Annotated in this window: 22 protein-coding genes and 1 tRNA gene; 3 read left to right on the top strand and 20 right to left on the bottom strand. The window is 72.5% G+C overall.

Annotated elements, in window-relative coordinates; translation table 11 throughout:
- Positions 1–8 precede the first annotated feature (8 nt).
- The 7 genes from BJ981_RS28500 to BJ981_RS28470 all read right to left on the bottom strand — a co-directional run bounded on the left by BJ981_RS28500 (position 9) and on the right by BJ981_RS28470 (position 6,496).
- Positions 9–1,016 carry a LacI family DNA-binding transcriptional regulator gene (locus BJ981_RS28500; RefSeq protein WP_184616526.1) on the bottom strand — a complete coding sequence of 336 codons (1,008 nt, stop codon included), beginning with the start codon at positions 1,014–1,016 and terminating at the stop codon, positions 9–11.
- A 31-nt stretch (positions 1,017–1,047) separates the two neighbouring features.
- On the bottom strand, positions 1,048–2,400 hold the full coding sequence (locus BJ981_RS28495) for an amidohydrolase family protein (protein WP_184616525.1): 1,353 nt from the start codon (positions 2,398–2,400) through the stop codon (positions 1,048–1,050).
- Positions 2,401–2,409: 9 nt separating this feature from the next.
- On the bottom strand, positions 2,410–3,534 hold the full coding sequence (locus tag BJ981_RS28490; protein ID WP_184616524.1) for an NAD(P)/FAD-dependent oxidoreductase: 1,125 nt from the start codon (positions 3,532–3,534) through the stop codon (positions 2,410–2,412).
- Between the two features lie 210 nt (positions 3,535–3,744).
- A tRNA-Ala gene (locus tag BJ981_RS28485) sits at positions 3,745–3,817 on the bottom strand.
- Between the two features lie 110 nt (positions 3,818–3,927).
- The gene (locus tag BJ981_RS28480; RefSeq protein WP_184616523.1) at positions 3,928–4,878 is read right to left on the bottom strand and encodes a sugar phosphate isomerase/epimerase family protein; all 951 of its coding nucleotides are present in this window, start codon (positions 4,876–4,878) and stop codon (positions 3,928–3,930) included.
- Positions 4,875–6,179 carry a tetratricopeptide repeat-containing protein gene (locus BJ981_RS28475; protein WP_184616522.1) on the bottom strand — a complete coding sequence of 435 codons (1,305 nt, stop codon included), beginning with the start codon at positions 6,177–6,179 and terminating at the stop codon, positions 4,875–4,877. The genes BJ981_RS28480 and BJ981_RS28475 overlap by 4 nt, the downstream gene beginning before the upstream one ends.
- Entirely contained in the window at positions 6,176–6,496 is a 321-nt protein-coding gene (locus BJ981_RS28470; RefSeq protein ID WP_239139550.1) for a PadR family transcriptional regulator, read from the bottom strand. The genes BJ981_RS28475 and BJ981_RS28470 overlap by 4 nt, the downstream gene beginning before the upstream one ends.
- Positions 6,497–6,857: 361 nt before the next feature.
- Between BJ981_RS28470 and BJ981_RS28465 the strand changes: the two genes are divergently transcribed.
- A complete protein-coding gene (locus tag BJ981_RS28465; protein WP_184616521.1) occupies positions 6,858–7,697 on the top strand; it encodes an ATP-binding protein in 840 nt (279 codons plus the stop codon).
- Positions 7,698–8,153: 456 nt separating this feature from the next.
- On the opposite strand, the gene BJ981_RS28460 is transcribed toward BJ981_RS28465, so the two are convergent.
- The 4 genes from BJ981_RS28460 to BJ981_RS28445 form a co-directional block, all read right to left on the bottom strand.
- Entirely contained in the window at positions 8,154–9,077 is a 924-nt protein-coding gene (locus BJ981_RS28460; RefSeq protein ID WP_184616520.1) for an SPFH domain-containing protein, read from the bottom strand.
- Positions 9,078–9,261: 184 nt separating this feature from the next.
- Positions 9,262–9,918 (bottom strand): histidine phosphatase family protein, encoded by a 657-nt coding sequence (locus tag BJ981_RS28455; protein ID WP_184616519.1) that lies wholly within the window; start codon positions 9,916–9,918, stop codon positions 9,262–9,264.
- Complete coding sequence (gene rsfS, locus BJ981_RS28450; RefSeq protein WP_184616518.1) at positions 9,911–10,318, bottom strand: ribosome silencing factor; 408 nt, start codon at positions 10,316–10,318, stop codon at positions 9,911–9,913. The genes BJ981_RS28455 and rsfS overlap by 8 nt, the downstream gene beginning before the upstream one ends.
- Positions 10,319–10,427: 109 nt before the next feature.
- Complete coding sequence (locus BJ981_RS28445) at positions 10,428–11,234, bottom strand: arginase family protein (RefSeq protein ID WP_184616517.1); 807 nt, start codon at positions 11,232–11,234, stop codon at positions 10,428–10,430.
- Positions 11,235–11,305: 71 nt separating this feature from the next.
- Here BJ981_RS28445 and BJ981_RS28440 point away from each other — a divergent pair, with 71 nt between their 5' ends.
- On the top strand, positions 11,306–11,884 hold the full coding sequence (locus BJ981_RS28440; RefSeq protein ID WP_184616516.1) for a hypothetical protein: 579 nt from the start codon (positions 11,306–11,308) through the stop codon (positions 11,882–11,884).
- Between the two features lie 32 nt (positions 11,885–11,916).
- Here the strand turns inward: BJ981_RS28440 and nadD are convergent, their stop codons facing one another.
- The gene (gene nadD / locus BJ981_RS28435) at positions 11,917–12,528 is read right to left on the bottom strand and encodes a nicotinate-nucleotide adenylyltransferase (protein WP_184616515.1); all 612 of its coding nucleotides are present in this window, start codon (positions 12,526–12,528) and stop codon (positions 11,917–11,919) included.
- Positions 12,529–12,672: 144 nt separating this feature from the next.
- Here nadD and BJ981_RS28430 point away from each other — a divergent pair, with 144 nt between their 5' ends.
- Positions 12,673–13,695 (top strand): M48 family metallopeptidase, encoded by a 1,023-nt coding sequence (locus tag BJ981_RS28430; protein WP_184616514.1) that lies wholly within the window; start codon positions 12,673–12,675, stop codon positions 13,693–13,695.
- Between the two features lie 75 nt (positions 13,696–13,770).
- On the opposite strand, the gene BJ981_RS28425 is transcribed toward BJ981_RS28430, so the two are convergent.
- The 8 genes from BJ981_RS28425 to BJ981_RS28390 form a co-directional block, all read right to left on the bottom strand.
- On the bottom strand, positions 13,771–15,528 hold the full coding sequence (locus BJ981_RS28425) for a serine/threonine-protein kinase (RefSeq protein WP_239139549.1): 1,758 nt from the start codon (positions 15,526–15,528) through the stop codon (positions 13,771–13,773).
- A gap of 201 nt (positions 15,529–15,729) precedes the next feature.
- Positions 15,730–15,927, bottom strand: coding sequence for a hypothetical protein (locus BJ981_RS28420; RefSeq protein WP_239139548.1), 198 nt, complete (start codon positions 15,925–15,927; stop codon positions 15,730–15,732).
- 34 nt (positions 15,928–15,961) lie between these two features.
- On the bottom strand, positions 15,962–17,266 hold the full coding sequence (locus BJ981_RS28415) for a glutamate-5-semialdehyde dehydrogenase (protein WP_184616512.1): 1,305 nt from the start codon (positions 17,264–17,266) through the stop codon (positions 15,962–15,964).
- Positions 17,259–18,323, bottom strand: coding sequence for a glutamate 5-kinase (gene proB, locus BJ981_RS28410; protein WP_260325351.1), 1,065 nt, complete (start codon positions 18,321–18,323; stop codon positions 17,259–17,261). Before proB ends, BJ981_RS28415 begins: the two co-directional genes overlap by 8 nt.
- A 154-nt stretch (positions 18,324–18,477) precedes the next feature.
- On the bottom strand, positions 18,478–19,827 hold the full coding sequence (gene obgE / locus BJ981_RS28405; RefSeq protein ID WP_184616510.1) for a GTPase ObgE: 1,350 nt from the start codon (positions 19,825–19,827) through the stop codon (positions 18,478–18,480).
- A gap of 204 nt (positions 19,828–20,031) precedes the next feature.
- Complete coding sequence (gene rpmA, locus BJ981_RS28400) at positions 20,032–20,289, bottom strand: 50S ribosomal protein L27 (protein ID WP_184616509.1); 258 nt, start codon at positions 20,287–20,289, stop codon at positions 20,032–20,034.
- A gap of 12 nt (positions 20,290–20,301) precedes the next feature.
- The gene (rplU, locus tag BJ981_RS28395) at positions 20,302–20,616 is read right to left on the bottom strand and encodes a 50S ribosomal protein L21 (protein WP_184616508.1); all 315 of its coding nucleotides are present in this window, start codon (positions 20,614–20,616) and stop codon (positions 20,302–20,304) included.
- A 189-nt stretch (positions 20,617–20,805) separates the two neighbouring features.
- Positions 20,806–23,790 carry an Rne/Rng family ribonuclease gene (locus tag BJ981_RS28390; protein ID WP_184616507.1) on the bottom strand — a complete coding sequence of 995 codons (2,985 nt, stop codon included), beginning with the start codon at positions 23,788–23,790 and terminating at the stop codon, positions 20,806–20,808.
- Positions 23,791–23,843: the final 53 nt, after the last annotated feature.

Here is a 23,843-nt window from a genome sequence, read left to right as displayed (position 1 = left end):
GCGCGGGGTCACGCCGTCCGGCGCTCGCCGCACGAGGCACGGGCGACCAACGTCGGCGCGAAGACGAGCGCGACCGGCCCGCCGGGGCGGTCCACGATGAGTTCGGCCGCCTTCAGGCCCATCTGGTAGGAAGGCTGGGCGACCACGGTGATCCCGAGCGCGGCGGCCCACGGGAAGTCGTCCATCGTCACGAACGCGATGTCGCCGGGGATCGCGATGCCGCGCGTGGTGAGGGCCGAGTGGACCGCGACGGTCAGCCGGCCGGTGGTGCAGACGATCGCGTCCAAAGGCGCGCCGCGATCATGGCCCCGGGCGAGCAGCGCGCCGACGGCGCCGCTCACCTCCTCTTCGCTCTCCGCGACCGTCACCGCGTCCTCGGGCAAGGGCGACCCCAGGTCCGCCAGAGCCCGCCGCAGTCCCGCCGTGCGCCTGATCTGGGAGGGGCGGCGTCCCGAGGAGACGACGCCGATGGAGGACCGCCCGCACTCGGCCAGATGGGCGGCCATCAGCCGCCCGGCCTCGGCATCGTCCAAGGTGATCGAGTGCAGGCCGGGCGGCGCGTCCCGCACGGACCGCGCGACGATCACGCACGGGGTGCCGTTCCCGGCCATCCGGCGTGTCCGGCCGTCGGTCGCCTCACCGGTGGTCACGATCAGCCCGCGCACCCTCTGCTCGTCCATGGTCCGCACCTGGGCGACCTCGCGGTCGACGCGGCGGAACGTGTTGGCGAGCATGACCAGGCTGTCGTTGGCGGCCGCCACCTCGTCGGCACCGCGGATCAGGTCGAGGTAGAACGGGCTGCTCAGGTCGCGTATGACGACTCCGATCGTGCTGGAGCGCCCGGCGAAGACGCCCTTGGTGAGCGCGTTGGGGGTGTACTCCAGGCGAGCCACCGCCTCCCACACCCGGCTGGCGGTCGCCTCGGTGACGGCGCCGCCGTTGAGGACGCGGGAGACCGTGGCCGTGGACACGCCGGCGTCCGCGGCGACGTCGCCGATGGTCGCTCGCTTCACCATGATCCCCTCGGTCGGACGGTTCCTGTGCCGGTCACGCCTTGACGCGCCGCCCGGCTCGCACGACGATCTCGCCGCCCACCATGACGGTCGCCACGTGGTGGAGTCGCGCGGGGTCCGTCACCACGAGGTCGGCGATCATGCCCGGCGCGACACGGCCACGCCGCGGCGCCACGCCGGGAACGGCGTCCGCGACGTTGGCGGTCGCCATCGCCACCGCGGCCGGCAGGCTCACCACTCCGGCCCTGACGGATCGGTCGATCGCCAGCAGGATCGGGTCGTGATGACCGCCCGCGTAGTCGGTGGAGATCGTGTCCACCACTCCCGCGGAGAACATCGCATAGAGCAATTCTGGCCCCGTCGTCAGCCGTCGCGCCCCGAAGGTGTCCAGAGTGGACACGTCCACGATCGCGCCCATCTCCTTCAGCCGTCCGGCGTGCTCGACGGCCTCGCGGAGCTCGAAGCTGGAGTGGTTGGAGTGCCCGGCGATCAGGGTCACGTCCGTCCGCGCGATCGCGGCGACCTGGGTCATCGACGCCGCCGCGTTGTGCACCAGCACCGGGACGCCCGCCTCGCGGGCCTGCCCGGCCGCCTCGGCGAGCCCGCGCAGGGCGATGTCGAAGGCCGGCAGCACGATGCCGGAGACGATCTCGCGGACGTCCTCGGCCGAGAGCGAGCCGGTCAGGCCCGCGCCCGCCAGCGCCTCCTCCACGGCGTCCCGGTCGAAGGCGCTCGCCGAGATGTGCCGCCCCAGCACCGCGGTCTTCAGCCCGTTCGCCTGCCGAGGCGTGATCCGGACGCCGGTACGTCTCTCGACCTCGTCAGGGATGTACATGTAACTCGCCCCGCCCCCGCCGAGGGTGTGCCCCGCTCCGATCTCGCCGAGCGCGACCGCCCCGGCGCGCACCGCGTCCCGCGCGGTGAACGCGCGGTTCGCCGCGGTGAGACCGCCGCCGTCGGCGGTGGTCGCCGCCGCCAGGCAGGCCGGGGTGTTGCACGAGGCGAGCCTGACGTTGACCGGGTGCGCCTCGTCGGTGCGCGCGAGCGCCTCGGCGGTGACGAAGCCGTCCACGCAGAGCACCGTGGTCGTCCCCTCCAGCAGGTGCCGGTCGAGGTTGGCGAGCACCCGCTCGTGCGGCAGGGCCTCGTGGCCGCTGGGGAACAGCGGCCCGTACGCGGTGCCGTGCGTGTGGTTGTTGACCAGTCCGGGGATCACCAGCATCCCGGCCACGTCGACGATCTCGTCCACCGTGCCGTAGGCGTCGGCCGGTCGCGAGGGAACGATCTCGCGGACGGTGTCCCCCGCGACGACGATGTCGACCGCGTGCCGCGGGTCCGTGCCGGTGCCGTCGACCAGGTCACCGTCATGCAGGACGATCGTCCGCACGATTCCTCCTCACCGGGCCGCCAGCGCGGGCCGCTCGAACCGGAACGCCGCCAGCGCCTCGTCGTGGTCCTCGCCGAGCACTTCGCCTGCGACCAGGTCACCGGCGTGCACGCTCAGCGTCGCGCCGCTGTGCGAGACCGCGAAGTGGAAGTTGGGCAGCGCGACGACCCGGCCGAGCACCGGCAGGCCATCGCCGGGGATGGGCCGTTCACCGACCCGGACTCCCTCCACGGTCGCCGCGCGGAGTCCCGGGTACAGCGCACGACCGGCCTCGACGACCTTGCCGACGGCCGACGGATCGACGCTGATCTCCCCGGTGCCGGACACGCGCGCCGCGCCGTCGATCTCATGGGTGTGCAGCAGGACGCGCCCGCCGCCGTCCGGGCGTAGGTGGACGTGCGGGGAATGGATCACGCGCGACGGCGAGACCGCGGCCGGTGAGGTGGAGACGAGCACGCCGCGGGTGTTGCGCATGGGCAGCACGAGCCCGGCGAGCTCGGCGATCGCGGCGGCCTGTGGTCCCGCGCAGTTCACGACCGCGTCCGCGAGGAGCCGTCGTCCGGAGGCGAGCCCCACGGCGCGCACCATGCCCGCGGTCACCTCCAGCCCGGTGACGCCGTCGTGCGCCACCGATTCCGCACCCCCGGCCACCGCGCTGGACAGTAGGTGGCCGATCAGCCGAACCGGATCGATCCAGCCTTCGCGGGGGAAGTAGGCGATCTCGTCGTCCGGGAGCCCGGCCGGATCCATGTCCGGTTCCAGGCGCAGCGCCTCGGCCCGGCTCAGCCACCGCGCGTCGTATCCGTAGTCGAGGACGCCGGCGACCTTGCCGCGCAGTTCCGCGCGCCCGGCGTCGTCGGCGGCCCATTCGAGGTTGCCGCCCTCGTGGTACCAGTCGCCGTGCGGCACGTCGGCCGCCAGCCTCCGGTGGGCCGCCATGCCCGCGACGTTGAGATCGTGGTACGACCGCGGCCGCTTACCGCAGGAGTTGACCCATGAGAACGTCGCCCCGGAGGTTCCGCCCGCCAGCGCACCGGCGTCCACGACGGTGACCCGGGCACCCCGCCGCGTCAGCGCGGCGGCCACCGCCGCGCCGTAGACGCCGGCACCGATCACGACCACGTGCTCGACCATGCCGCACCTCTCGATGTAACTAGTTGCAGAAACTAGTTACATCAGCAGAACACGGGCGCTCGGCACGGTCAAGGGCGCATCTGCCACGCGAGCACGCCCAACAGAGGCGTGAGACGGCCGACCCACCGCCCCTCCGGACGATGGCGAAAGCCTGGGAAACGAGCGAGCCCAGGCGAGGAGACGATTCCCAGCCTGGGCTTTCATCGGAAGTGGAGCTATGGGGATTCGAACCCCAGACCTCCTCCATGCCATGGAGGCGCGCTACCAACTGCGCTATAGCCCCTTGTCACCGTTACGAGCACTCTCGTCACGGTGCTCGGAGAGCATATAGCCACAGCCCGTCGTTCACCTAATTGACACCATCCGCCCCGGCGGCCCCTCGGGGCCGCCGCGTCACGGCGAGGAGGCGTCGCCGGTCTCGGGGGTGATGAACGGGCGCAGGGTGGCGGCGGCGATCCGCAGGCCCTGGTGGATTCGGGGCAGGGGGCCGCCCCAGACGGGGTCTTCGTGCTCGACGGCGACGGTGCCGTCGTAGCCGTGGTCGTAGAGGGTGTCGATGACGCGGTTCCAGTCGATGACGCCGCGGCCGGGGACGCGGTAGCGCCACCAGCCGACGTCGGTCGGCGAGGAGCGTTCCGCGGTCTTGCCGAAGACGCCGTGGCGGGTGCGGGCGCGCTCGTCGATCTCGACGTCCTTGGCCTGGACGTGGGCGACCATGCCGCGCCGCAGGGCGTACCGCAGGGCGTCGATCGGGTCGATGCCGAGCCAGGGCAGGTGGGAGGGGTCGTAGGTGAGGCGGAAGCCGAGGCCGGACATCCAGTCCCACAGCTCGGGCGAGTAGGCGAGGTTGCCGGGGTAGCCGTCGGGGTGCCAGCCCTCCATCGGGCAGTTCTCGGCGAGCAGGCCCACGCCGCGTCCGGCCGCGTACTCCGCGAGCGGGCGCAGGTGCCGTTCGGCGAGCTTGAGGTTGTCGGCCACCGGCAGGGTGACGTCCCTGCCGACGAACGTGCACACGTACGGCACCCGCAGCGCCGCCGCGGCGTCGACGACCGACCGCAGGTGCCGGTGGATCGCCTCGCGCCGCCGGTCGTCGGGGTGCAGGTTGTTGTCGCAGTACGTCAGCGCGGGGACGGTGAGCGAGTACCGGTCCAGCAGCTCGCGGACCCGCTCGGCGTCGGCCGCGGAGAAGTGCGCCACGTCGAGGTGGGCGGCCTGGTGGACGTGCCCGGTGCCCTTCGGCCAGGTCGCGATCTCCAGGGCCTCGTAGCCGGCCTGGGAGGCCCACGCGGCCACCTCTTCCAGTGACTGCGCGCCCAGGCACGCGGTGAGCAGGCCGAGCTTCATCTCGTCTCCAAGGGCTTGGTGAGCGAAGTGATCCAGCGCTGGGTGTCGAGCGTGTCGGGGTGGGCGGCGTCGCGCGAGCGGATCTGCGCCCCGCGGATCCGGCGCAGGCGCCACAGCAGCCGGCGGCGCGCGAGCGCGCCCTCGTCTCCGGCGGACTGGAAGCGGGCCAGGGCCAGGTACTTCTCTGTCTCCAGGGTGTCGGGATGGCGACGCCCCTGCCGGCGCCTGCGCTCGGCGTACGCCTGGGTCAGGGTGGCCACGGCCCACGCGCCCTCACCCGCCCGGACGCGCAGCTTGCCGAGGCTGTGCATGGCGTCGAGGGTGTCGCCGTGCGTGGCGCCCAGTTCGCCCGACCGGCCCGCGATGACGCCGCTGTAGCCCAGCACCGCCGCGTCCCGCTTGCCGAGTTCGCTCTGGATCCAGCTCCGCTTGCATCGGACGTGCAGGAGCAAGGGAAGATCGAGGTCCGTCTGACGTCCCATGCGCGCTTCCAGGAGGAGCAGCCCCGCCTCGGCCTCCTCGAGGCGGCCCGCGTTCGCCACCGCCCACATGAGGAGGTGCAACGTGCGGAAGCTTCGCGGGTCGTCGTGGCCGTACGCACGGGTCTCGTCCTGGCACAGCTCGCGCAGCAGCCGTTCGGCGTCCGCGTGGCCGAGTTGGAGCCGCGCGTGCGCGTGGGCGCGGCGCAGGTTGAGGACGGCGGGGTGATGGAGGCCCAGACGCCGGGTCAGCGGGTGCGAGCCGGCGATGAGCGGCATGGCCAGGGCCAGGGCCCGCCGCTCGGCCCGGTCGTTGACGAGGGCCTCGCAGGCGACGGCGACGCCCGACACGAGGCGGGCCAGGGCGTCGTCCTCGAAGTTCTCCGCGGGGCGGTCGCACAGCTCGCCCAGCCGCGTGGTCAGCGCGTCGAAGCGCTTGCGCCGGCTCCGGGGAAGCTGGCGGATGTCCTCGAACCCGTCCATGACCGGAGGGGCGCACGCGTTCAGGCCCTTCGCCGTGCGCGAGCCGCCCTGGCGCACGAACATGGACAAGGCCCACCGGTTCGCGGCGACCAGCCGGGTTATCGGCCCGGATCCGGTCTCTTCGCTGAGCAGGAAGTGCAGCTCCGGCAGCAACGTGCTCCCGTAGATCTCGTCACGTAACTCCGGAGGGATCCGGCGCGCGGCCAGACGTAAGATCACGAAGGGCAGTCTTTCGAGGCGCATCCGTACCTCCTCGCTGACCAGGTTGACGACGACGGCGACCCCGAGCAGCCCGGCGAACGCCATCACGGCGCCCAGTCCGGACAGGAAGCCGCTCACCGCAGCCCCTGCTCCGGTCGCAGGGCACCGAGGGACGAGGACGGCCGCAGCCGCTCGCTGAGCTTCGCGAGCTCCAGCCGCGCGACCTGGATCCCCTCGTCGGTCAGCCGATACCCGCGCCGCGCCGGCCGCCCCGCCACGGCCGGATCGATGTCCTCTTCGACCACCACCAGCCACCCGGCCCCGCGCAACCTGGCCAGCAGCGGATAGATCTTCCCACTCGGAAACCCGGTCTCTTTCATGAGGTCATAGCCGTAACGCTCCTCACCCGGGTCCTCGAGAAACACCCTGAGCAACGTCACCACGGCCACTGTCATCTGCGGAGGCATACGTAAAACTTTTACATAGGGGTCCGTCTTGGTCAACCCCCACGACCTTTGACAGCGCCCCGCCACCGCCGCCCGGGAAACGGTCCTCGCTTCGCTCGGGCTGTGTTCATTAGGGAGTTCACCCCCACTCGGCGGACGCCTGCCGCCCAGGTGCGCTGGTAGACCCGGGGAGGCGGCCGACGGCGTAGACAAGTCTCGGCTCGGTTCGGAGCGCCTATGCCGTGAGCTTGCGCAACTCCCGGGCGGCTGGCAGACCCCTGGCCTTGTCCGGCAGAGCGGCGAACACTTCACCCGCCATGCGCCGTCCCCTCGGAGTGGTCACGGGCATCCGCTGGAGCGTCTTCAAGGCGTGACCTATCCCCTCGTCGATCTCGCGGTGCCGTACGAGGTCCGCGGCACGGATGAGGTGCAGAAGCAACCTGGGCACGCACCAGGTGCTCTCGTCACCGAGGTCCGCCTCCGGCTCTGGGACCAGGACAAGAAGGCGGCGGCCGACCTGCTCGACCAGATGGAGCCCGCATGGCACGTGATGTACGGGCTGGAGCCGCCGGTTCTACGCCATCGCGGTCTCGCACGCGGAGCCGTGGATCGAGGAAGCCCGGAGAGTCGAAGAACTGCGCGAGCGGATGCGGGCGGTGGAGGCGAAGATCATGCCCCCGGAGGCCCCCCGGCAGCGGAGAGTGGCGTGAACGGCCGCGAAGAGCGCGGCGGCCTCGGAGGAGGTGCCGTGATCACCATCCCTGGCAGGGTGGAAGTGGCCACGTGGGAGGTGCCGTACGACCCTGCGGAGATAGGCGAAACACGGCACCAGGTGCGGGCGACCCTCACCTCCTGGAGTCTCGCGGACATAGCTGACGACGTCGTGCTGGTGGTGGCGGAGACGCTCGCCGACGCGATCTCCCATGGCGCGCCCCCGGTACAGCTCGCGCTGTGGCGAACGGCCGATGAGCTCTGGGTCCGTGTCACCGATCACGGGGACGGCCGGCCTCGCCGTCTCACCCCAGGACCGCGAGCGGTCCACGGCCGTGGACTCTCCATCGTGGCCGCTCTGGCGACGGAGTCCGGGGTCGTCTTCCTCGCCGATCGGCCTGGCAAGGTCGTGTGGGCGCGGTGGGCGTTGCCCGTGATCCCCCTCCCCCGATCAGCTCAGGACCCGCAAGCGAGAGTGAAGCCCGGCGGCCTCTCATGAACACAGCCCGAGCGCAGCGAGGCCCTTCACCACGGGCGCCGTAACTCACGGCTCACCCCCAGACCGCGAGCGCTCTCATGGACAAGGTCGTGTCGGCTCAGGTGTGTGGACCCCGCCCGTGCCGCCCCGTCGTGGCCGAGCGCCGCGATCCCACCCATCAACAGCGCGCCCCCCGAGACGGGGCACACATCCAGACGGGGGACACATCCAAACCACAAGCACAGCACCCGCTGGAGGTGACCATCCCCTCGGCACCACCCCCTACACGACCTCCAGTCTCAACGCTTGGCCCCGCGTGCTCGGGAAGTGCGACGGGAGCACGAGGAACCCCGGCGCGGCAGCCTCTCATGAACACAGCCCGAGCGCAGCGAGGCCCGATTCCAGGACGGCGGCCGTATCCCAAGTGCCGAGGACTGCTAGTGCGCCGCGGCGGCACGCAGTGGTTCTGGGGCCGGTTCACGAACACGGGCCTGGTGACCTAGCGGCGGGGTGTCCGGTGACGGGCGTGGACTCCTCGGATCGGCGGGCGTCCGGGATGCTCGGCGTGATCGAGATCGAGGGCCCGTCGTCCGGGGCGGGCGCGGTGTCGGAGGGCCGGGCTCCGGCGGACCGGCCGGCCTCGTCAGCGGGCGCGGCTCTCTCCAGGAACCTGAGCAACTCCACCGGGAAGGGCAGCACGAGCGTCGAGTTCTTCTCCGCGGCGACCTCGACCACGGTCTGGAGCAGGCGAAGCTCCAGCGCGGCCGGGTGCCGTGTCATCGCCTCCGCGGCCTGGCTCAGCTTGGTGGAGGCCTGCAGTTCGCCGTCGGCGGTGATGACGCGGGCCCGCCGCTCCCGCTCGGCCTCGGCCTGGCGGGCGATCGACCGTTTCATCGACTCCGGCAGCGCCACGTCCTTGATCTCCACGCGGTCGATGTGCACCCCCCAGCCCAGCGCCGGACTGTCGATCATCAGTTCCAGGCCCTGGTTGAGCTGCTCCCGGTTGGACAGGAGGTCGTCCAGGTCGCTCTTGCCGATGATCGACCGCAGCGAGGTCTGCGCGACCTGGCCGATGGCGGACATGTAGTCCTGCACGTCGATGGTCACCCGCATCGGGTCGACGACGTTGAAGTAGACGACGGCGTCCACGCGAACCGTCACGTTGTCGCGCGTGATGCCGTCCTGGCCGGGCACCGGCAGCGTGATGATCTGCAGGTTGACCTTCTCCAGGCGGTCGGCGACCGGCACGAGCAGCGCGAGCCCGGGTCCGCGGATCGCCGGTCGCACGCGACCGAAGCGGAAGACGATGCCCCGTTCGAACTGCCGGACCACGCGCACGCCCGTCGCCAGCAACGCCGTGCCCAGAATCAGGACCACGAGGATCACATAGAAGATGGTCATTTCGCACCCCCTGGGTGCCTGCCGGCCCGATGGAACATGTGGCCGGCCACACATTGTCATCGTAATCCGCGCCATGCCCCCGTCCGTCACGGCCGGTCGCCGACCCGGGGCCGGTGCGAACCCCGGCGGGCGCATGACGAAGGCCCGGCGCGGAGTCCGCGCCGGGCCTGTCGACGTGCGGGGGTCAGGTCGCGATGGGGGCGGATTCGGGGCGGTCGTCGCTGTTGACCGGCTCCGGAAGCGTTCCGGCGTTGTGCTCGAGGAGGCGCCAGCCGCTGTTGCCCTCGTGGACGACCGACCAGGCGCAGTTGCCGAGGCCGCCGAGGATCGACCAGAGCCCCTCGGGCAGGCCGAGCAGGCGGGCGAGGCCGAGGCGGATCGCGGCGCCGTGCGAGGCGACGACCATGAGGCCGCCGTCCTCCAGGTGCGCGAGCCAGCGGCGGGTGGCGCCCACGACCCGGTCGGCGACCTCGCTCACCGCCTCGCCGCCCGGGGCCTCCCAGGCGGCGTACTCGGCGGGCCACCCGGCGGCGATCTCGGTGCGGGTCAGGCCCTCCCATTCGCCGCCGCCGCGCTCGCGCAGATCCTTGTCGACCTTGACGTCCAGCCCGGCGAGGGTGCCGAGCGCGGACGCGGTGTCCTGGGCGCGCCGCAGGTGGGAGGAGACGATCAGCGAGGGGCGCAGGGCGGCGAGCAGCGCGGCGGCCCGGCCGGCCTGCGCCAGGCCGGTCTCGTCCAGGGGGATGTCGGTGTGGCCCTGGAACCGGTGCTCGACGTTCCAGAGCGTCTGCCCATGACGCCAGAAGACGACGCGGCGGCCTGCGCCCCGCCGGTCACTCACCTGCCGTCCCGCGTGACCGCTGGGCAGCCACCCGCGTGACGCTGTCCGGGAGGGCGATGGCGGGGCAATCCTTCCAGAGGCGCTCCAGGGCGTAGAAGGTGCGGTCTTCCTCGTGCTGGACGTGGACCACGATGTCGAGGAAGTCCAGCAGCACCCAGCGTCCCTCCCGCTCCCCCTCGCGCCGCACCGGCTTGGCGTGGGCCTCGATTCGCAGCCTTTCCTCGATCTCGTCGACGATGGCGCGGACCTGCCGGTCGTTGGAGGCGGAGCAGAGCAGGAAGGCGTCGGTGATGACCAGCTGCTCGCTCACGTCGTAGGCGATGATGTCGTCGGCCAGCTTCTCGGCCGCGGCCTCGGCCGCGAGGGCCACGAGCTGGAGCGATCTCTCAGATGCTGTCACGATGTGGGTTGTTCCTCCGGTGCGGATTCTGGCCTCGACGGTACAATCCAATCTAGCGATTCCCGCGTGGCTTGGCCCAACGGCCCGCTGGCATTTACCACTTCGACGTTCACCGGCCGCCGTTCCACACCGGCAGCGCCGCCGCGATCCGGCGGATCACCTCGGCCTCGCCGGGGTCGGCCGGCCCGTCGGGCGGCGCGTGCTCGGTGATGGCGGCCCCGACGACGTGATCGAGCCGCGCCACCGCCTCGGCCAGCGCCTCGGGGACGATCCCGTCCGGTTCGGGGTAGCAGACGGAGCGGAACGACTGCGGGTCCAGCACGTCCAGGTCGATGTGCACGTACACCGGCCCGCTGAGTCCGTCGACCGCCTTGTCCAGCTCGGCCACGCCGTAGGTCCGGACGGGCGCTCTGCCGAGGTACTCGCGCTCGACGGGGTCTCCCGCCCGCAGGCCCGCGATGATCACCTGCTCGGGCGCCAGCGGGCGCGCGGGGACCAGTTCGGCGGGCCCCTCCCCGAGCAGGGTGCGCAGGATCATCCCGTGGAAGGCGCCGGTCGGGACGGTGTGCGGCAGGTAGAGATCGGGGTGGGCGTCGATCCACAGCACCGTGAGCTCGTCGCCGTACCGGGCGCGCGCGGCGGCGATCGGCGCCAGGTCCACGCCGCAGTCGCCGCCGACGGTGACCACCACGTCGTCGATCCCGTCCAGGGCCTTCCGGGTCAGCCGCAGGTTCTCCACGAGCACGTCGAGCGCCCGCACCCCGTCCCGGTGCTCCCCGGCCGCCTCCAGCACCGGCACCGTCACCCGCGCCCCGTCCGGAAGCAGCTCCGCGGCGCGCCGCGCGCCCTCTGCCAGCCGCGGCGCCCCCTCGGCCCCGGATCCCTGCCATTGCGGCACGCTTAAGACCGTCGTCATGGGGCGACGATAGGAGAATGGCATCGTCATGTCAGCAGGTTTATCGCGGCGGATCGCGGTAGCCTGCCCCCGTGCCCAGCAGGTGGTCAGCCTCCCGGCCCAGGTTCAAGATCTCCGTCTTTCTGAGCCATCCGAACCCTTGCAACTCCCGGCAGGAAGAGTTCATCGAGGCGCTCCGCGCGTATCTCGACGACCGGGGTTTCGCGCCGCGCACTTTGGGCGTGACCGATTACGACATGGACGCTCCCCTGAAAGCGATCCGCCGTTTGATGCTGGAGTCGAACGGCATGATCACCGTAGCGTTCCGCCGCACCTACATCGAGCGGGCCGTCGTGAACCACCTGACGGACCTGCCGGACCGTCCGCCCCGCCCCATCACCGGCCAATGGCTCACGAGCCCGTGGTCCCACATCGAGCCGGCGATGGCCTTCCAGCTCGGCCTGCCCATCCTGATCCTGCGGGAGTCGGGCGTGATCGTCGACGGCGTGCTGGACAAGGGCGTGATCGGTACCTATATGCCGGAGTTCGACGCGTCCACGCCGGTGGACGACTATTTACACTCCCCCGAATGGCGCGATCTCATCTCGAAGTGGGAGGGCCAGACCCGGCGGGTCATCGAGACCAAGGGCAATCCCCCGAACCTGTACTGAGGAGACTTATCGCTGCGTTTCCCCATCAAGGGTCAGTGCTCCGGGTCGCGGTAGAGGCCGCGTTTGTTGATGTACTGGACGATTCCGTCGGGGACGAGGTACCAGATGGGCTCGCCGGCGGCGACGCGCTGACGGCACTCCGAGGAGGAGATCGCAAGCGCGGGGATCTCGATGAGGCTGACCTTTCCCTTGGGGAGGCCGGGGTCGTGCAGGACGTGTCCCGGGCGGGTGCAGCCGACGAAATGGGCCATGGTGAAGAGCTCGTCGACGTCGCGCCAGCTCAGGATCTGCGCCAGGGCGTCCGCGCCGGTGATGAAGTACAGCTCGACGTCCGGCCCGTAGATGGCGGCGATCTCGCGCAGGGTGTCGATCGTGTAGGTCGGTCCCGGGCGGTCGACGTCCACCCGGCTGACCGAGAACCTCGGGTTGGAGGCGGTGGCGATCACCGTCATCAGGTAGCGGTCCTCCACGGCGGAGACGGTCTTGTCCGCCTTCTGCCACGGCTGCCCGGTGGGCACGAACACCACCTCGTCGAGGTCGAAGTGGTGGGCGACCTCGCTGGCCGCGACCAGGTGGCCGTGATGGATCGGGTCGAACGTCCCGCCCATGACGCCGAGCCGCCTGATGGGAGCCCCGTTTCTCATGCGAGGGACCCTAACGCGCGCGCCGGCGGGCCCATGAGGCCGCCCCCGGCCCTGACGCCCGCGTCGCGATCCGCCGATCCGCGCGGGCGAAAGGCGTTCGTCAACGCCGCGCGCGGGCAGGCGGCCGGACGTAGCATGCCGACCATGACCACCACCACCCCGGATCGCAACCGCGTACAACTGCCCGGCATCAGTTCGCGGGCATACGAACATCCGGCCGACCGTTCGGCCCTGGTCGCGATGCGCTCCCTGTCCGGCTTCGACTCCGTGCTCAAGCGCATGTCCGGCCTGTTCAGCGAGCGTCGCCTGCGGCTGATGTTCCTCGCCTCCTCCGTGCGCGCCAGCGAGACCCAGTTCCGCGCCCTGTACGACATGGGACGCGACAGCGCCTACCTCCTGGACCTGCACCGGATCCCGGAGATCTACGTCCAGCAGGACCCCAAGCCGAACGCGATGGCGATCGGCTTCGACGACCCGTTCATCGTGATCAACACGGGCCTGCTCGACCTCATGGACGAAGAGGAGCTGCGCTTCGTCGTCGGGCACGAGACCTCGCACATCCTGTCCGGGCACGCCGTCTACGGCACGATGCTGGCGATCCTCACGCGGCTCGCCACCCGCGTGGCGTGGATCCCGCTCGGCTACATCGGGCTGCGCATCATCGTCACCGCCCTGGAGGAATGGCACCGCAAGGCCGAGCTCTCCGCCGACCGTGGCGGTCTGCTCTGCGGCCAGGACCCCGAGGCGGGCATGCGCGCCCTGATGAAGCTGGCCGGCGGCTCGCGCCTGCACGAGATGAACATCGAGGCGTTCCTCGACCAGGCCCGCGAGTACGACACCGCCGGTGACGTGCGCGACGGCCTGCTCAAGGTGCTCAACCTGCTCGGCACCACCCACCCGTTCGCGGTGATCCGCGTGGCCGAGCTGGACCGCTGGCGGCGCGGCGGCGAGTACGAGGCGATCCTCTCCGGCAACTACCCGCGCCGCGAGGACGACGCCAACGCCAGCATCTCCGAAGAGGTCAAGGCCGCCGCGCGCTCCTACCGCGAGTCGTGGGCGCAGTCCCAGGACCCGTTCATCGGCGTGCTGCGCGACGTCGCGGAGGGCGCCGTCAACGCCGGGGAGCGCATCTTCAACAGGTTCGCCCGCCGGGACGGCAGCAACTGACCGGGCGCGCCGCCCCCGGCCGGGTCCGGCGGCGCGCCGCCCGGCGACGCCGCCGGCCCTGAAAGGCCGGCCTTCTCAGAACGCGTGCGGAAGCACCCAGGCCAGCGCGCGGACGGCGGCGGCGCACAGCGCGACGAAGCCGCCGAGCACCGACAGCGCGCGCAGTCCCTCCCGGCGCAGGTCCGGCAGGTGGCCGCCCACACGCTCCACCTCACGGCCGACGATCCCGCCGCACACGACGCCGAAGACCACCCCCGCCACCGTCATGGGGCCGGCCCAGGTCCACCATTCGTCGTCCATGTGCCCGCCGGCCGCCACCCAGAACGCCGACGCGGCGATGGCGGCGGCGGGCACCCCGGGCCATACGGCGGCGGTCAGCGCCGCCCCCAGCAGCGTCACGGGGAACGACACCACCCGCAGCGTGCCGCGCACCCGTGCCGACCGGCGGCGCCGGACGAGCCAGTGCCCGCCCCACCAGGCGCGGGCCAGCACGCAGAACGCCCCGGTGATCGCGAACGTCGCCAGCGGCCAGATCACCGAGGCCACGACGCACGGCACGGCCACCATCGCCAGCATGATCAGCACCGCGCCGCCGGGGGGCGCCGAGGTCGCCGGGGCCGCCCCGGCGCCGAGCACCGACTGACGGACCCCTGCCTTGGCCCGCTCCTTGACGTTCGCGGCCGTCCGCCGCGCCCGCTCCCGGGAGCCGGTCGCTCCGGCCGCCTGGTCGGCGGGCGCGCGGCGGACGCGTTCCGCGGCCGTGGCCCCGGCCGCCTCGGCGGGCGTGCGCCGGGCGCGCTCCGCGGACGCCGGCGGGCGGCCCTGGCGGCGCGGCTGCGGAGGCTTCCTGCGCGCGCCGGACGGCGTGTCGGCCGTCCCGTCCTCCCGCGCGGGCGGCTCCTCCGCGCGCACGGCCGCCTCCTCGCCCCGGGCACGCGCACCGGGGCGCGGTGTGTCGGCGCGCGGCGCGTCGGCCCCACGCGTCCCAGGGCGCGGCGTGTCGGCCCCACGCGTGCCAGGGCGCGGCGTGTCGGCCCCACGCGTGCCGGTGCGCAGGGTGTCGCCGTCGCGCGTGCCGGCGCGCGGCCGGGAGGAGGCCGTGGCGCGGGCCAGGCGGGACAGCCGGTCGGCGAGCAGCGCGGCGGTGGGCCGCTTGGCGGGCTGGCGGTTCAGCGCGGCCCGCACCAACGGCAGCAGCGAGCCGGGGACGCCGGCCAGGTCCGCACGCCCGTCGAGCACCGCGTACATCTGCGCCTCGACCGTGCCGCCGCCGAACGTCGGGCGCCCGGTGGCGGCGAACGCGACCGTCGCCGCCCACGAATGGACGTCCGACGGCTCGCCGACCTCCTCCTCGGCGAAGACCTCCGGCGCTGAGTAGCCCGGCGTGCCGAGGAACATGCCGGTCATCGTGAGCCGGGTCGCGTCCGACACCTGCGCGATGCCGAAGTCGATCAGCACGGGGCCGTCCGGGCCGAGCACCACGTTGGCCGGTTTGACGTCGCGGTGGATCACCCCGCACGCGTGGATGATGGCGATCGCGGCGGCCAGGCCCCGGGCGAGGTCGATCAGCTGGGCGCCCGGCAGCGGCCCGCCACGCCGTACGGCATCGAGGAGGGTCTCCCCCTCGATGTGTTCCATGACGAGGTAGGGACGGTGGCCGGACAGGTCGCAGTCCAGGACCCTGGCCACGTACGGGCTCTCCACCCGCCGCAGCGCCCGCACCTCGCGGTCCAGCCGTAATCGCGCCTCGGGATCGTCTCCGATCGGGTCGCGAAGGATCTTGACGGCGACCTTCTCCCCGCGCTTGCCGACGGCGAGATAGACCTCGCCCATGCCACCGCGACCGAGGCGCTCGACCATGGAGTACGGGCCGACCCTTCCAAGGCCGCCCACTCGCCGTCCACCCATAGGAGACGCCACCATAGCGCCGATCCGCCCGTAATCTGCGGCGGCGCGCCGGATGTCTTGCCGCGGGTTCTTCCGGACATGCCCGGACAGGTGCCGCATCCCGCCCACGCTCGCGGGTCCGGACGGCTAGCGGCCGCCGGGACGGTCCTCGAAGAGGCTGTCCAGACGGACGCTGGGGCTCGCCGCCAGGGACTTGCGCCCCCTGCGCCGCCAGTTCACGTGTCCGCGGCGCTCCAGCCACAGCATCAGCCGGTCGGCGGCCACCACGACGGCGATGGCGTACCCGAAGGCGAAGACGAGTCCCATGACGGACCAGTCAAGCACCGGGGCACGCCGATCACCGTCAGCGACACACCGGTCACTCGCCGCGTTCGACGGCGATGACCGTGCCGGCGGAGGTGCGCAGGTGGCCCTCGCCCGTGTAGACCCACTTGGTCGAGGTGAGCTCGGGCAGGCCCATGGGGCCGCGGGCGTGCAGCTTCTGCGTGGAGATGCCGATCTCGGCGCCGAACCCGAACTCGCCGCCGTCGGTGAACCGGGTGGAGGCGTTGACCGCCACCGCCGCCGAGTCCACCCGCGCCACGAACCGGCGGGCGGCCCGCTGGGAGCGGGTGACGATGGCGTCGGTGTGCGCCGAGCCGTACCGCCGGATGTGCGCGACGGCGCCCTCCAGCGAGTCGACGACGGCGGCGGCGATGTCCAGCGAGAGGTACTCCTTCTGGAAGTCCTCGTCGGTGGCGGGCCGCACGTCGATCCCCGAGGAGGCGCCGTAGGACGCGACGCGCTCGTCGCCGTGGACGGTCACGCCCTCGGCGGCGAGCCGGGCCAGGGCCGCCGGGACGAAGGCGTCGGCGACGTCCGCGTGCACGAGCACCGTCTCGGCCGCGTTGCACACCGACGGACGCTGGGTCTTGGCGTTGACCAGGATCTCCATGGCCAGGCCGAGGTCGGCGTCGGCGTCGACGTAGACGTGGCAGTTGCCCACGCCGGTCTCGATGACCGGCACCGTGGACTCCTCCACCACCGTGTTGATCAGGGAGGCGCCGCCGCGCGGGATGAGCACGTCGACCAGGCCGCGGGCGCGCATGAGGTGCTTGACCGACTCGCGGGTGGTGCCGGGCACGAGCTGGACGGCGTCGGCGGGCACCTCGGTGCCGGCGAGGGCCTCCTGCATGACGGTGACCAGCACCGAGTTGGAGCGGTAGGCGCTGGAGGAGCCGCGCAGCAGCACCGCGTTGCCGCTCTTGAGGCACAGCGCGGCGGCGTCGACGGTGACGTTGGGCCGGCCCTCGTAGATGATGCCGACCACGCCGAGCGGCACGCGGACCTGCCGCAGCTCGAGACCGTTCGGCAGCGTGCTCCCCCGCACGACCTCACCGACCGGGTCGGGCAGGTCGGCGACCTCGCGGACGGCGGCGGCGATGGCCTCGACGCGCCGCTCGTCCAGGCGCAGCCGGTCGATCATGGCCTCGGCGGTGCCGCCCTGCCGCGCGGCCTCGATGTCGAGCGCGTTGGCCTCGACGATCTCCTTGGCCCGGGCCACCAGGGCGTCGGCGACGGCGTACAGCGCGGCGTCCTTCGGAGCGCGGGGCAGCGGCGCGAGCGCGGCGGCGGCCTCCCTCGCGGCGTGGGCGACCTTCACGAAGTCCTCGGCCTCAGACATGCCTCGCGCTCCTGCTCTCGGTGACGGGGTCCAGTATGACGATGTCGTCGCGGTGGATCAGCTCGCGCTCGTACTCCGGGCCCAGGCTCGCGGCCAGCTCGCGGGTCGAGCGGCCGAGCAGGTCGGGGATCTCCGCGGCGTCGAAGTTGACCAGCCCCCTGGCCACCGGCGTGCCGTGCGGGCTGTACAGGTCGACGGGGTCGCCGGCGGCGAAGTCGCCCTCCACGAGCGTCACCCCGGCGGGCAGCAGGGACATGCGCCGGCCCACCACGGCCGCCACGGCCCCGGCGTCCAGGTGCAGGCGGCCCCGGCCGGTGGTGGCGTGGGCGAGCCAGAGCAGGCGGGTGCCGGGGTGGCGGCCGTCCGGCTGGAAGCAGGTGCCGACGTCCGCCCCGGCCAGGGCCTGGGCGGCGTGGGCGGCGGCCGTGAGCACGACCGGGACGCCCGCGCCGGTGGCGATGCGGGCCGCCTCCACCTTGGTGATCATGCCGCCGGTGCCGACGCGGCCCGACCTGCCGAGCTCCACGCCTTCGAGGTCCTCGGGCCCGCGGACCAGGGGGATACGACGCGACCCCGGCTGGCGCGGGTCGCCGTCGTACAGGGCGTCCACGTCCGACAGCAGCACGAGCGCGTCGGCGTGCAGCAGGTGGGCGACGAGCGCGGCCAGGCGGTCGTTGTCGCCGAAGCGGATCTCGTCGGTGGCGACGGTGTCGTTCTCGTTGACCACCGGGACGATGCCGAGCTCCAGCAGCCGCGCCAGCGTGCGCTGGGCGTTGCGGTGGTGGGAGCGGCGCATCATGTCGTCGGCGGTGAGCAGCACCTGGCCCACGCGCAGGCCGTAGCGGGCGAAGGAGGAGGTGTAGCGGGCGACCAGCACCCCCTGCCCGACCGACGCGGCGGCCTGCTGGGTCGCCAGGTCGCGCGGGCGGGCGCTCAGGCCGAGCGGGCCGAGCCCGGCCGCGATCGCGCCGGAGGACACCAGGATGATCTGCGTGCCGGTGCGGGCCCGGACGGCGAGGACGTCGACGAGGGCGTCCACGCGGTCCACGTCGATCATGCCCTGCGGCGTCGTCAGCGACGACGACCCGACCTTGACGACCAGACGTGCCCCCGCCGCGACCCGCTCCCGGCCGGTGTTATCCACCTTCGTACCTTTCACTCGCCTCGGGACCGCTCCCCGATCCCGTCCGTCGTCCCCGTTCCCGCCGGGCTCAGCCGATGCGGTTGTCGGTGCCCCGTGGCCCGGGGACGGCCGCCGCGTCGAGGGTGGGATGCCAGTCGAAGACGTAGCCGCCCTCCATCGGGCCGATCACGACCTCCGCGCCGTCGGTGGCCCCGGCCTCGCCGAGCGCCTTCTCGATGCCGAGCCGCTCCAGCCGGTCGGCCAGATAGCCGACCGCCTCGTCGTTGGAGAAGTCGGTCTGGCGGATCCACCGCTCGGGCTTCTCGCCGGTGACCTGGAAGGTGTGCTCGTCGATCCGCCGGATCTCGAACTGGACGTCGCCGTACTGCCGGGGCCGGATGACCAGCCGCGTGGGCTCCTCGATCGGCTTGGCCGCCCGCGCCGCCGCCACCATCTCGGCCATGGCGAACGACAGCTCGCGCAGGCCCTCGTGGGTGGCCGCGGAGATCGTGAAGACGCGCAGCCCGCGCTCCTCCAGCATGGGGCGCACCATCTCGGCCAGCTCGCGGGCCTCGGGCACGTCCGCCTTGTTCAGCACGGCCAGGCGCGGGCGGTCGTGCAGCTCGCCGTAGGCGGCCAGCTCGCCCTCGATGACCTCGAAGTCGCTCAGCGGGTCCCGGCCGGGCTCCAGGGTGGCGCAGTCCAGGACGTGGACGATCGTCGAGCACCGCTCGACGTGGCGCAGGAACTCGTGCCCGAGGCCGCGGCCCTGCGAGGCGCCCGGGATCAGCCCCGGCACGTCGGCGACGGTGAACACGGTCTCGCCCGCCGTGACGACGCCGAGGTTCGGCACCAGCGTCGTGAACGGATAGTCGGCGATCTTGGGCCGGGCGGCGCTCAGCGCCGCGATCAGCGAGGACTTCCCGGCGTTCGGGTACCCGACCAGCGCCACGTCGGCGACGGTCTTCAGCTCCAGCACCACGTCCAGCTCGTCGCCGGGCTCGCCGAGCAGCGCGAACCCCGGCGCCTTGCGCTTGGTGGACGCCAGCGCGGCGTTGCCGAGGCCGCCGAAGCCGCCCTGGGCGACGACGTAGCGGGTGCCCGCGCCGACCAGGTCGATCAGCACCTCGCCCGTCGTGGCGTTCTTGACGACCGTGCCGTTCGGGACCTTGAGCACGACGTCCTCGCCCGTGGCGCCGTCGCGGTTGGAGCCCATGCCCTGCTTGCCGTTGCCGGCCTTGCGGTGCGGACGGTGATGGTAGTCGAGCAGCGTGGAGGTGTTCGGGTCCACCTCGAGGGTCACATCGCCCCCGCGCCCGCCGTTGCCCCCGTCGGGGCCGCCGAGCGGCTTGAACTTCTCCCGGTGGACGGACGCGCAGCCGTTGCCCCCGTCACCGGCCTTGATGTGCAGGACCACTTGGTCGACGAACTCCGCCACCGTCACTCCCTCTTCGCCGGCGTCCCCTCACGGGGCACGCCGCGGTCTGTCCGCACGCTCGCGGGCGCCTCCTCACGACCTCTTGCGACGCCGTACGACCTGCGCCATCACGACGATGAGGCGGATCGAGAAAGCCGATCCGCCTCATCAACGCGACTGCCGGCCCCCGCCCGCGGCGGGGGCTGATTACCGGTCCGGCGGAAACTACTCCGCGGCCGGGACGATGCTCACAGCGCGGCGACCGCGCTTGTTGCCGAACTGCACGTGGCCCGCCACGAGCGCGAACAGCGTGTCGTCGCCGCCACGGCCGACGTTGTCACCCGGGTGGAAGTGGGTGCCGCGCTGCCGGATGATGATCTCTCCGGCGTTGACGAGCTGCCCGCCGAAACGCTTGACGCCGAGCCGCTGGGCGTTGGAGTCACGGCCGTTCCGGGTGGACGAGGCGCCCTTCTTGTGTGCCATGGTTCGCTACCACTACTTCCCGGGGTTGATGGCGGTCACCTTCACCTGGGTGTACCGCTGGCGGTGACCCTGGCGCTTCTTGTAACCGGTCTTGTTCTTGTACTTGAGGATGTGGATCTTGGGACCCTTGGTCTCGCCGAGGATCTCGGCGGTCACCTCGTACTTGCCAAGCGTGGCTGCGTCTGTGGTGACATCGCCGTCGTTGACGACGAGCACCGGCGACAGCGACACCGTGGAGCCGACCTCACCGGCGACCTTGTCCACCTCGAGGACGTCACCGACGGAGACCTTCTGCTGCCTGCCGCCGCAACGAACGATCGCGTACACCGCGGAACCCTTCTCCTGGCTGATTGCTGCTGAACGCTGCGCCTCTTGCGTCCAGCTCCCGTCGATATAACACGACCGGCGAACCGAGCAGGCGCGCGTAGCTGAGCGCGCCACCGGACGCACCGATTGACCAGGATACCGGATCGCGGGTCTCTTGGTCGAACCGGACGGTTACGCCGGAGGGCCGGCCTATTCGGCCGGCCCGGCAGGCCTGGTGACCTTCCGCGAGCGGCGGCGCCCCCGGGCGGACGCCTGGACGGCGCCGTCCTCTGAGCCGCCGAGCGCGCCGGTCACGCTGTCCCGGCCGCCCTCGCCGTTGGCCGCGACCGCCACACCGGCCGCCCCCTCCTTGAGGATCTTGTCGGCGTCGGACTTGGCCTTCTCCAGCTTCTCGGCCACCGCCTTCTCGATCGCCATCTTGCCCTGCGTGCCCCGTGGCTCGGGCTTGCCGTCGACCGGCTCGGTCGAGACGATCAGCCCGCGCCCGTTGCAGCACTCGCACGGCGTGGAGAAGGCCTCCAGCAGGCCCTGGCCGACCCGCTTGCGCGTCATCTGCACCAGGCCCAGCGAGGTGACCTCGGCCACCTGGTGCTTGGTGCGGTCGCGGGCCAGGCACTCCAGCATGCGCCGGAGCACCAGGTCGCGGTTGCTCTCCAGCACCATGTCGATGAAGTCGACGACGATGATGCCGCCGATGTCGCGCAACCTGAGCTGGCGGACGATCTCCTCGGCCGCCTCCAGGTTGTTCTTGGTGACCGTCTCCTCCAGGTTGCCGCCCTGGCCGGTGAACTTGCCGGTGTTGACGTCCACGACCGTCATGGCCTCGGTGCGGTCGATCACCAGCGAGCCGCCGCTCGGCAGCCACACCTTGCGCTCCATGGCCTTGGCGATCTGCTCGTCGATGCGGTAGGCGGCGAACACGTCGCCGTCCTCCCACTTGGTGAGCCGGTCGGCCAGGTGCGGCGCGACGTAGTGGACGTACTCGTCCACCGTGCCCCACGCCTCGTCGCCGGACACCACCAGCGAGGAGAAGTCCTCGTTGAAGACGTCGCGGACCACGCGGATCGTCAGGTCCGGCTCGGAGTACAGCAGCTCGGGCGGGCTGGCCGACTTGGCCTTGCGCTGGATGTTCTCCCACTGCGCCGACAGGCGGGCCACGTCCCGGTCGAGCTCGTCCTCGGAGGCGCCCTCCGCGGCGGTCCTGACGATCACCCCGGCGTTCTCCGGCATGACCTTCTTCAGGATCGTCTTCAGACGCGTGCGCTCCTTGTCGGGGAGCTTGCGGCTGATGCCGGTCATCGAACCGTCGGGCACGTACACGAGGTAGCGGCCCGGCAGGCTGATCTGGCTGGTCAGGCGGGCGCCCTTGTGCCCCATCGGGTCCTTGGTGACCTGGACGAGCACCGACTGGCCCGACTTCAGCGCCGCCTCGATGCGCTTGGGCTGGCCCTCCAGCCCGGCGGTGTCGAAGTTGACCTCACCGGCGTACAGCACGGCGTTGCGGCCCTTGCCGATGTCGATGAACGCCGCCTCCATGGACGGCAGGACGTTCTGGACCTTGCCCAGGTAGACGTTGCCGACGTAGGACTGCGACGCCTCGCGGTCGACGTAGTGCTCGACGAGCACGCCGTCCTCCAGCACCGCGATCTGGGTGCGCCCGCCCTGGCGGCGCACGACCATGACGCGCTCGACCGACTCGCGGCGGGCCAGGAACTCCGACTCGGTGATCACCGGCGGGCGGCGGCGGCCCTGCTCGCGGCCCTCGCGGCGGCGCTGCTTCTTGGCCTCAAGGCGGGTGGAGCCGCGGAAGCCCTGCACCTCGTCCACCGAGGTGGGGCGGCCGGCGCGCGGGGCGCGGATGCGGGTGACGGTGTTCGGCGGATCGTCGGAGGCCGCCTCGGCCTCGTCCCCACCCCTGCGGCGACGGCGGCGGCGACGGCGCGAGGAGGAGCCGGCGTCGTCGTCGTCCTCCTGGTCGTCCTTGTCGCGGCGCTGGGCGTCGGCGTCGGCGGACCCCTCGGCGGCCTCGGCCGCGGCGGGCCGGGCGTCCTCGTCGAAGTCCTCGCCGTCCTCGCCCTCGTCGTGCTCGCGGGTCCTGCCCCGGCCGCGGCCGCCACGGCGACGGCGACGGCGACGGCCGCCCTGCTCGTCGTCCTGGTCGTCCTCGTCCTGGGTGCTCTCGGCGGAGTCCTCCGGCTCCTCGGCCTGCTCGTCGGCGGGCTCGGCGCGCTGCTGCGGCGGGAGCACGACGGGCGGCACGGCCGCGCGCGGCTCGGGCGCCTGGAAGACCGGCTGGAAGACCGCCGCGGGGGCCTGGAAGGTGACGGCGGGCGCGGCGGCGCGGGCCTCGGCGAGCGCGCCGAGCCCGAACGGGTCGGTGAACAGCGGCCGCTGGCCCTGGTCCTCGCCGGTCCCGGCCCCTTCGGCGTCCGCGATGTCGTCGACGTCCTCGCCGACCGGCTCGTCGTCCAGAGGCTCGTTCACCGGCATCGACTCGGCGATCGCGGCGGCGACCTCCGCCCTGGCCGCGGCCTGGACGCTGGATCGTTCCGCCGGCGCCGCACCGGGCTCGGGGGCCTGGAGGACGTCCGGGGCCGCCGTCTCGGCGGTCTTGCGGGTGCGCCTGCGGCGGGCCGGCGTGGCCTCGGCGGGCTCCTCGCCCCCGGTGGTCGCGGCGGGCTCGGCCACGGCGGCGGGCGTCTCGGCGACGGCCTGCGGCTCGGCGGAGGCGGCCTCCGCGGCCTTCCTCGTGGTACGTGTGCGGGTGCGCTTGACGGGCGCGGCCTCGTCCTCGCCCTCGGCGGCGTCCTTGGCGGCCTTGGCCCGGGACGTCCTCGCGGGCTTGGCGGCGGGAGCCTCGCCCTCGGCGGCCTCGGCGGCCTTCCTGGTGGTGCGGGCCCGGGTGCGCTTGACCGGCGCCGCCTCCGCGGGGGCGTCCCCGGCGGGCTGCCCCGGATCCTGTGCGGTCACCTCCGCCGGGGCCTGCGCGGTCTCCGCGGCGGGCGTCTCCGCCGCGGACCGGTCCGTCGGACCGGCGCCGATCTCGGACTCCTCCGGCGGCGGGCCGGCCGGACGGCTCGCCGCGCGGCGGCGCCGGACCGGCTTGGTCTCTTGGTGTGATGTTGTATCCCCGTCGGGGCCGAGGGCCCCGACGATGGGCTCGTTGTCGAGCATGCGGGCGTTCTCCCGTCAGCTCCCGGGCGCGTCTCCGCGCCGCGCGGGAGCTC

The sequence above is a fragment of the Sphaerisporangium krabiense genome, assembly GCF_014200435.1.
GTDB classification, from domain to species: Bacteria; Actinomycetota; Actinomycetes; order Streptosporangiales; family Streptosporangiaceae; genus Sphaerisporangium; species Sphaerisporangium krabiense.
The sequence above is the reverse complement of the archived record's forward strand: the minus strand, read 5'-3'. Positions and strand labels throughout refer to the sequence as shown.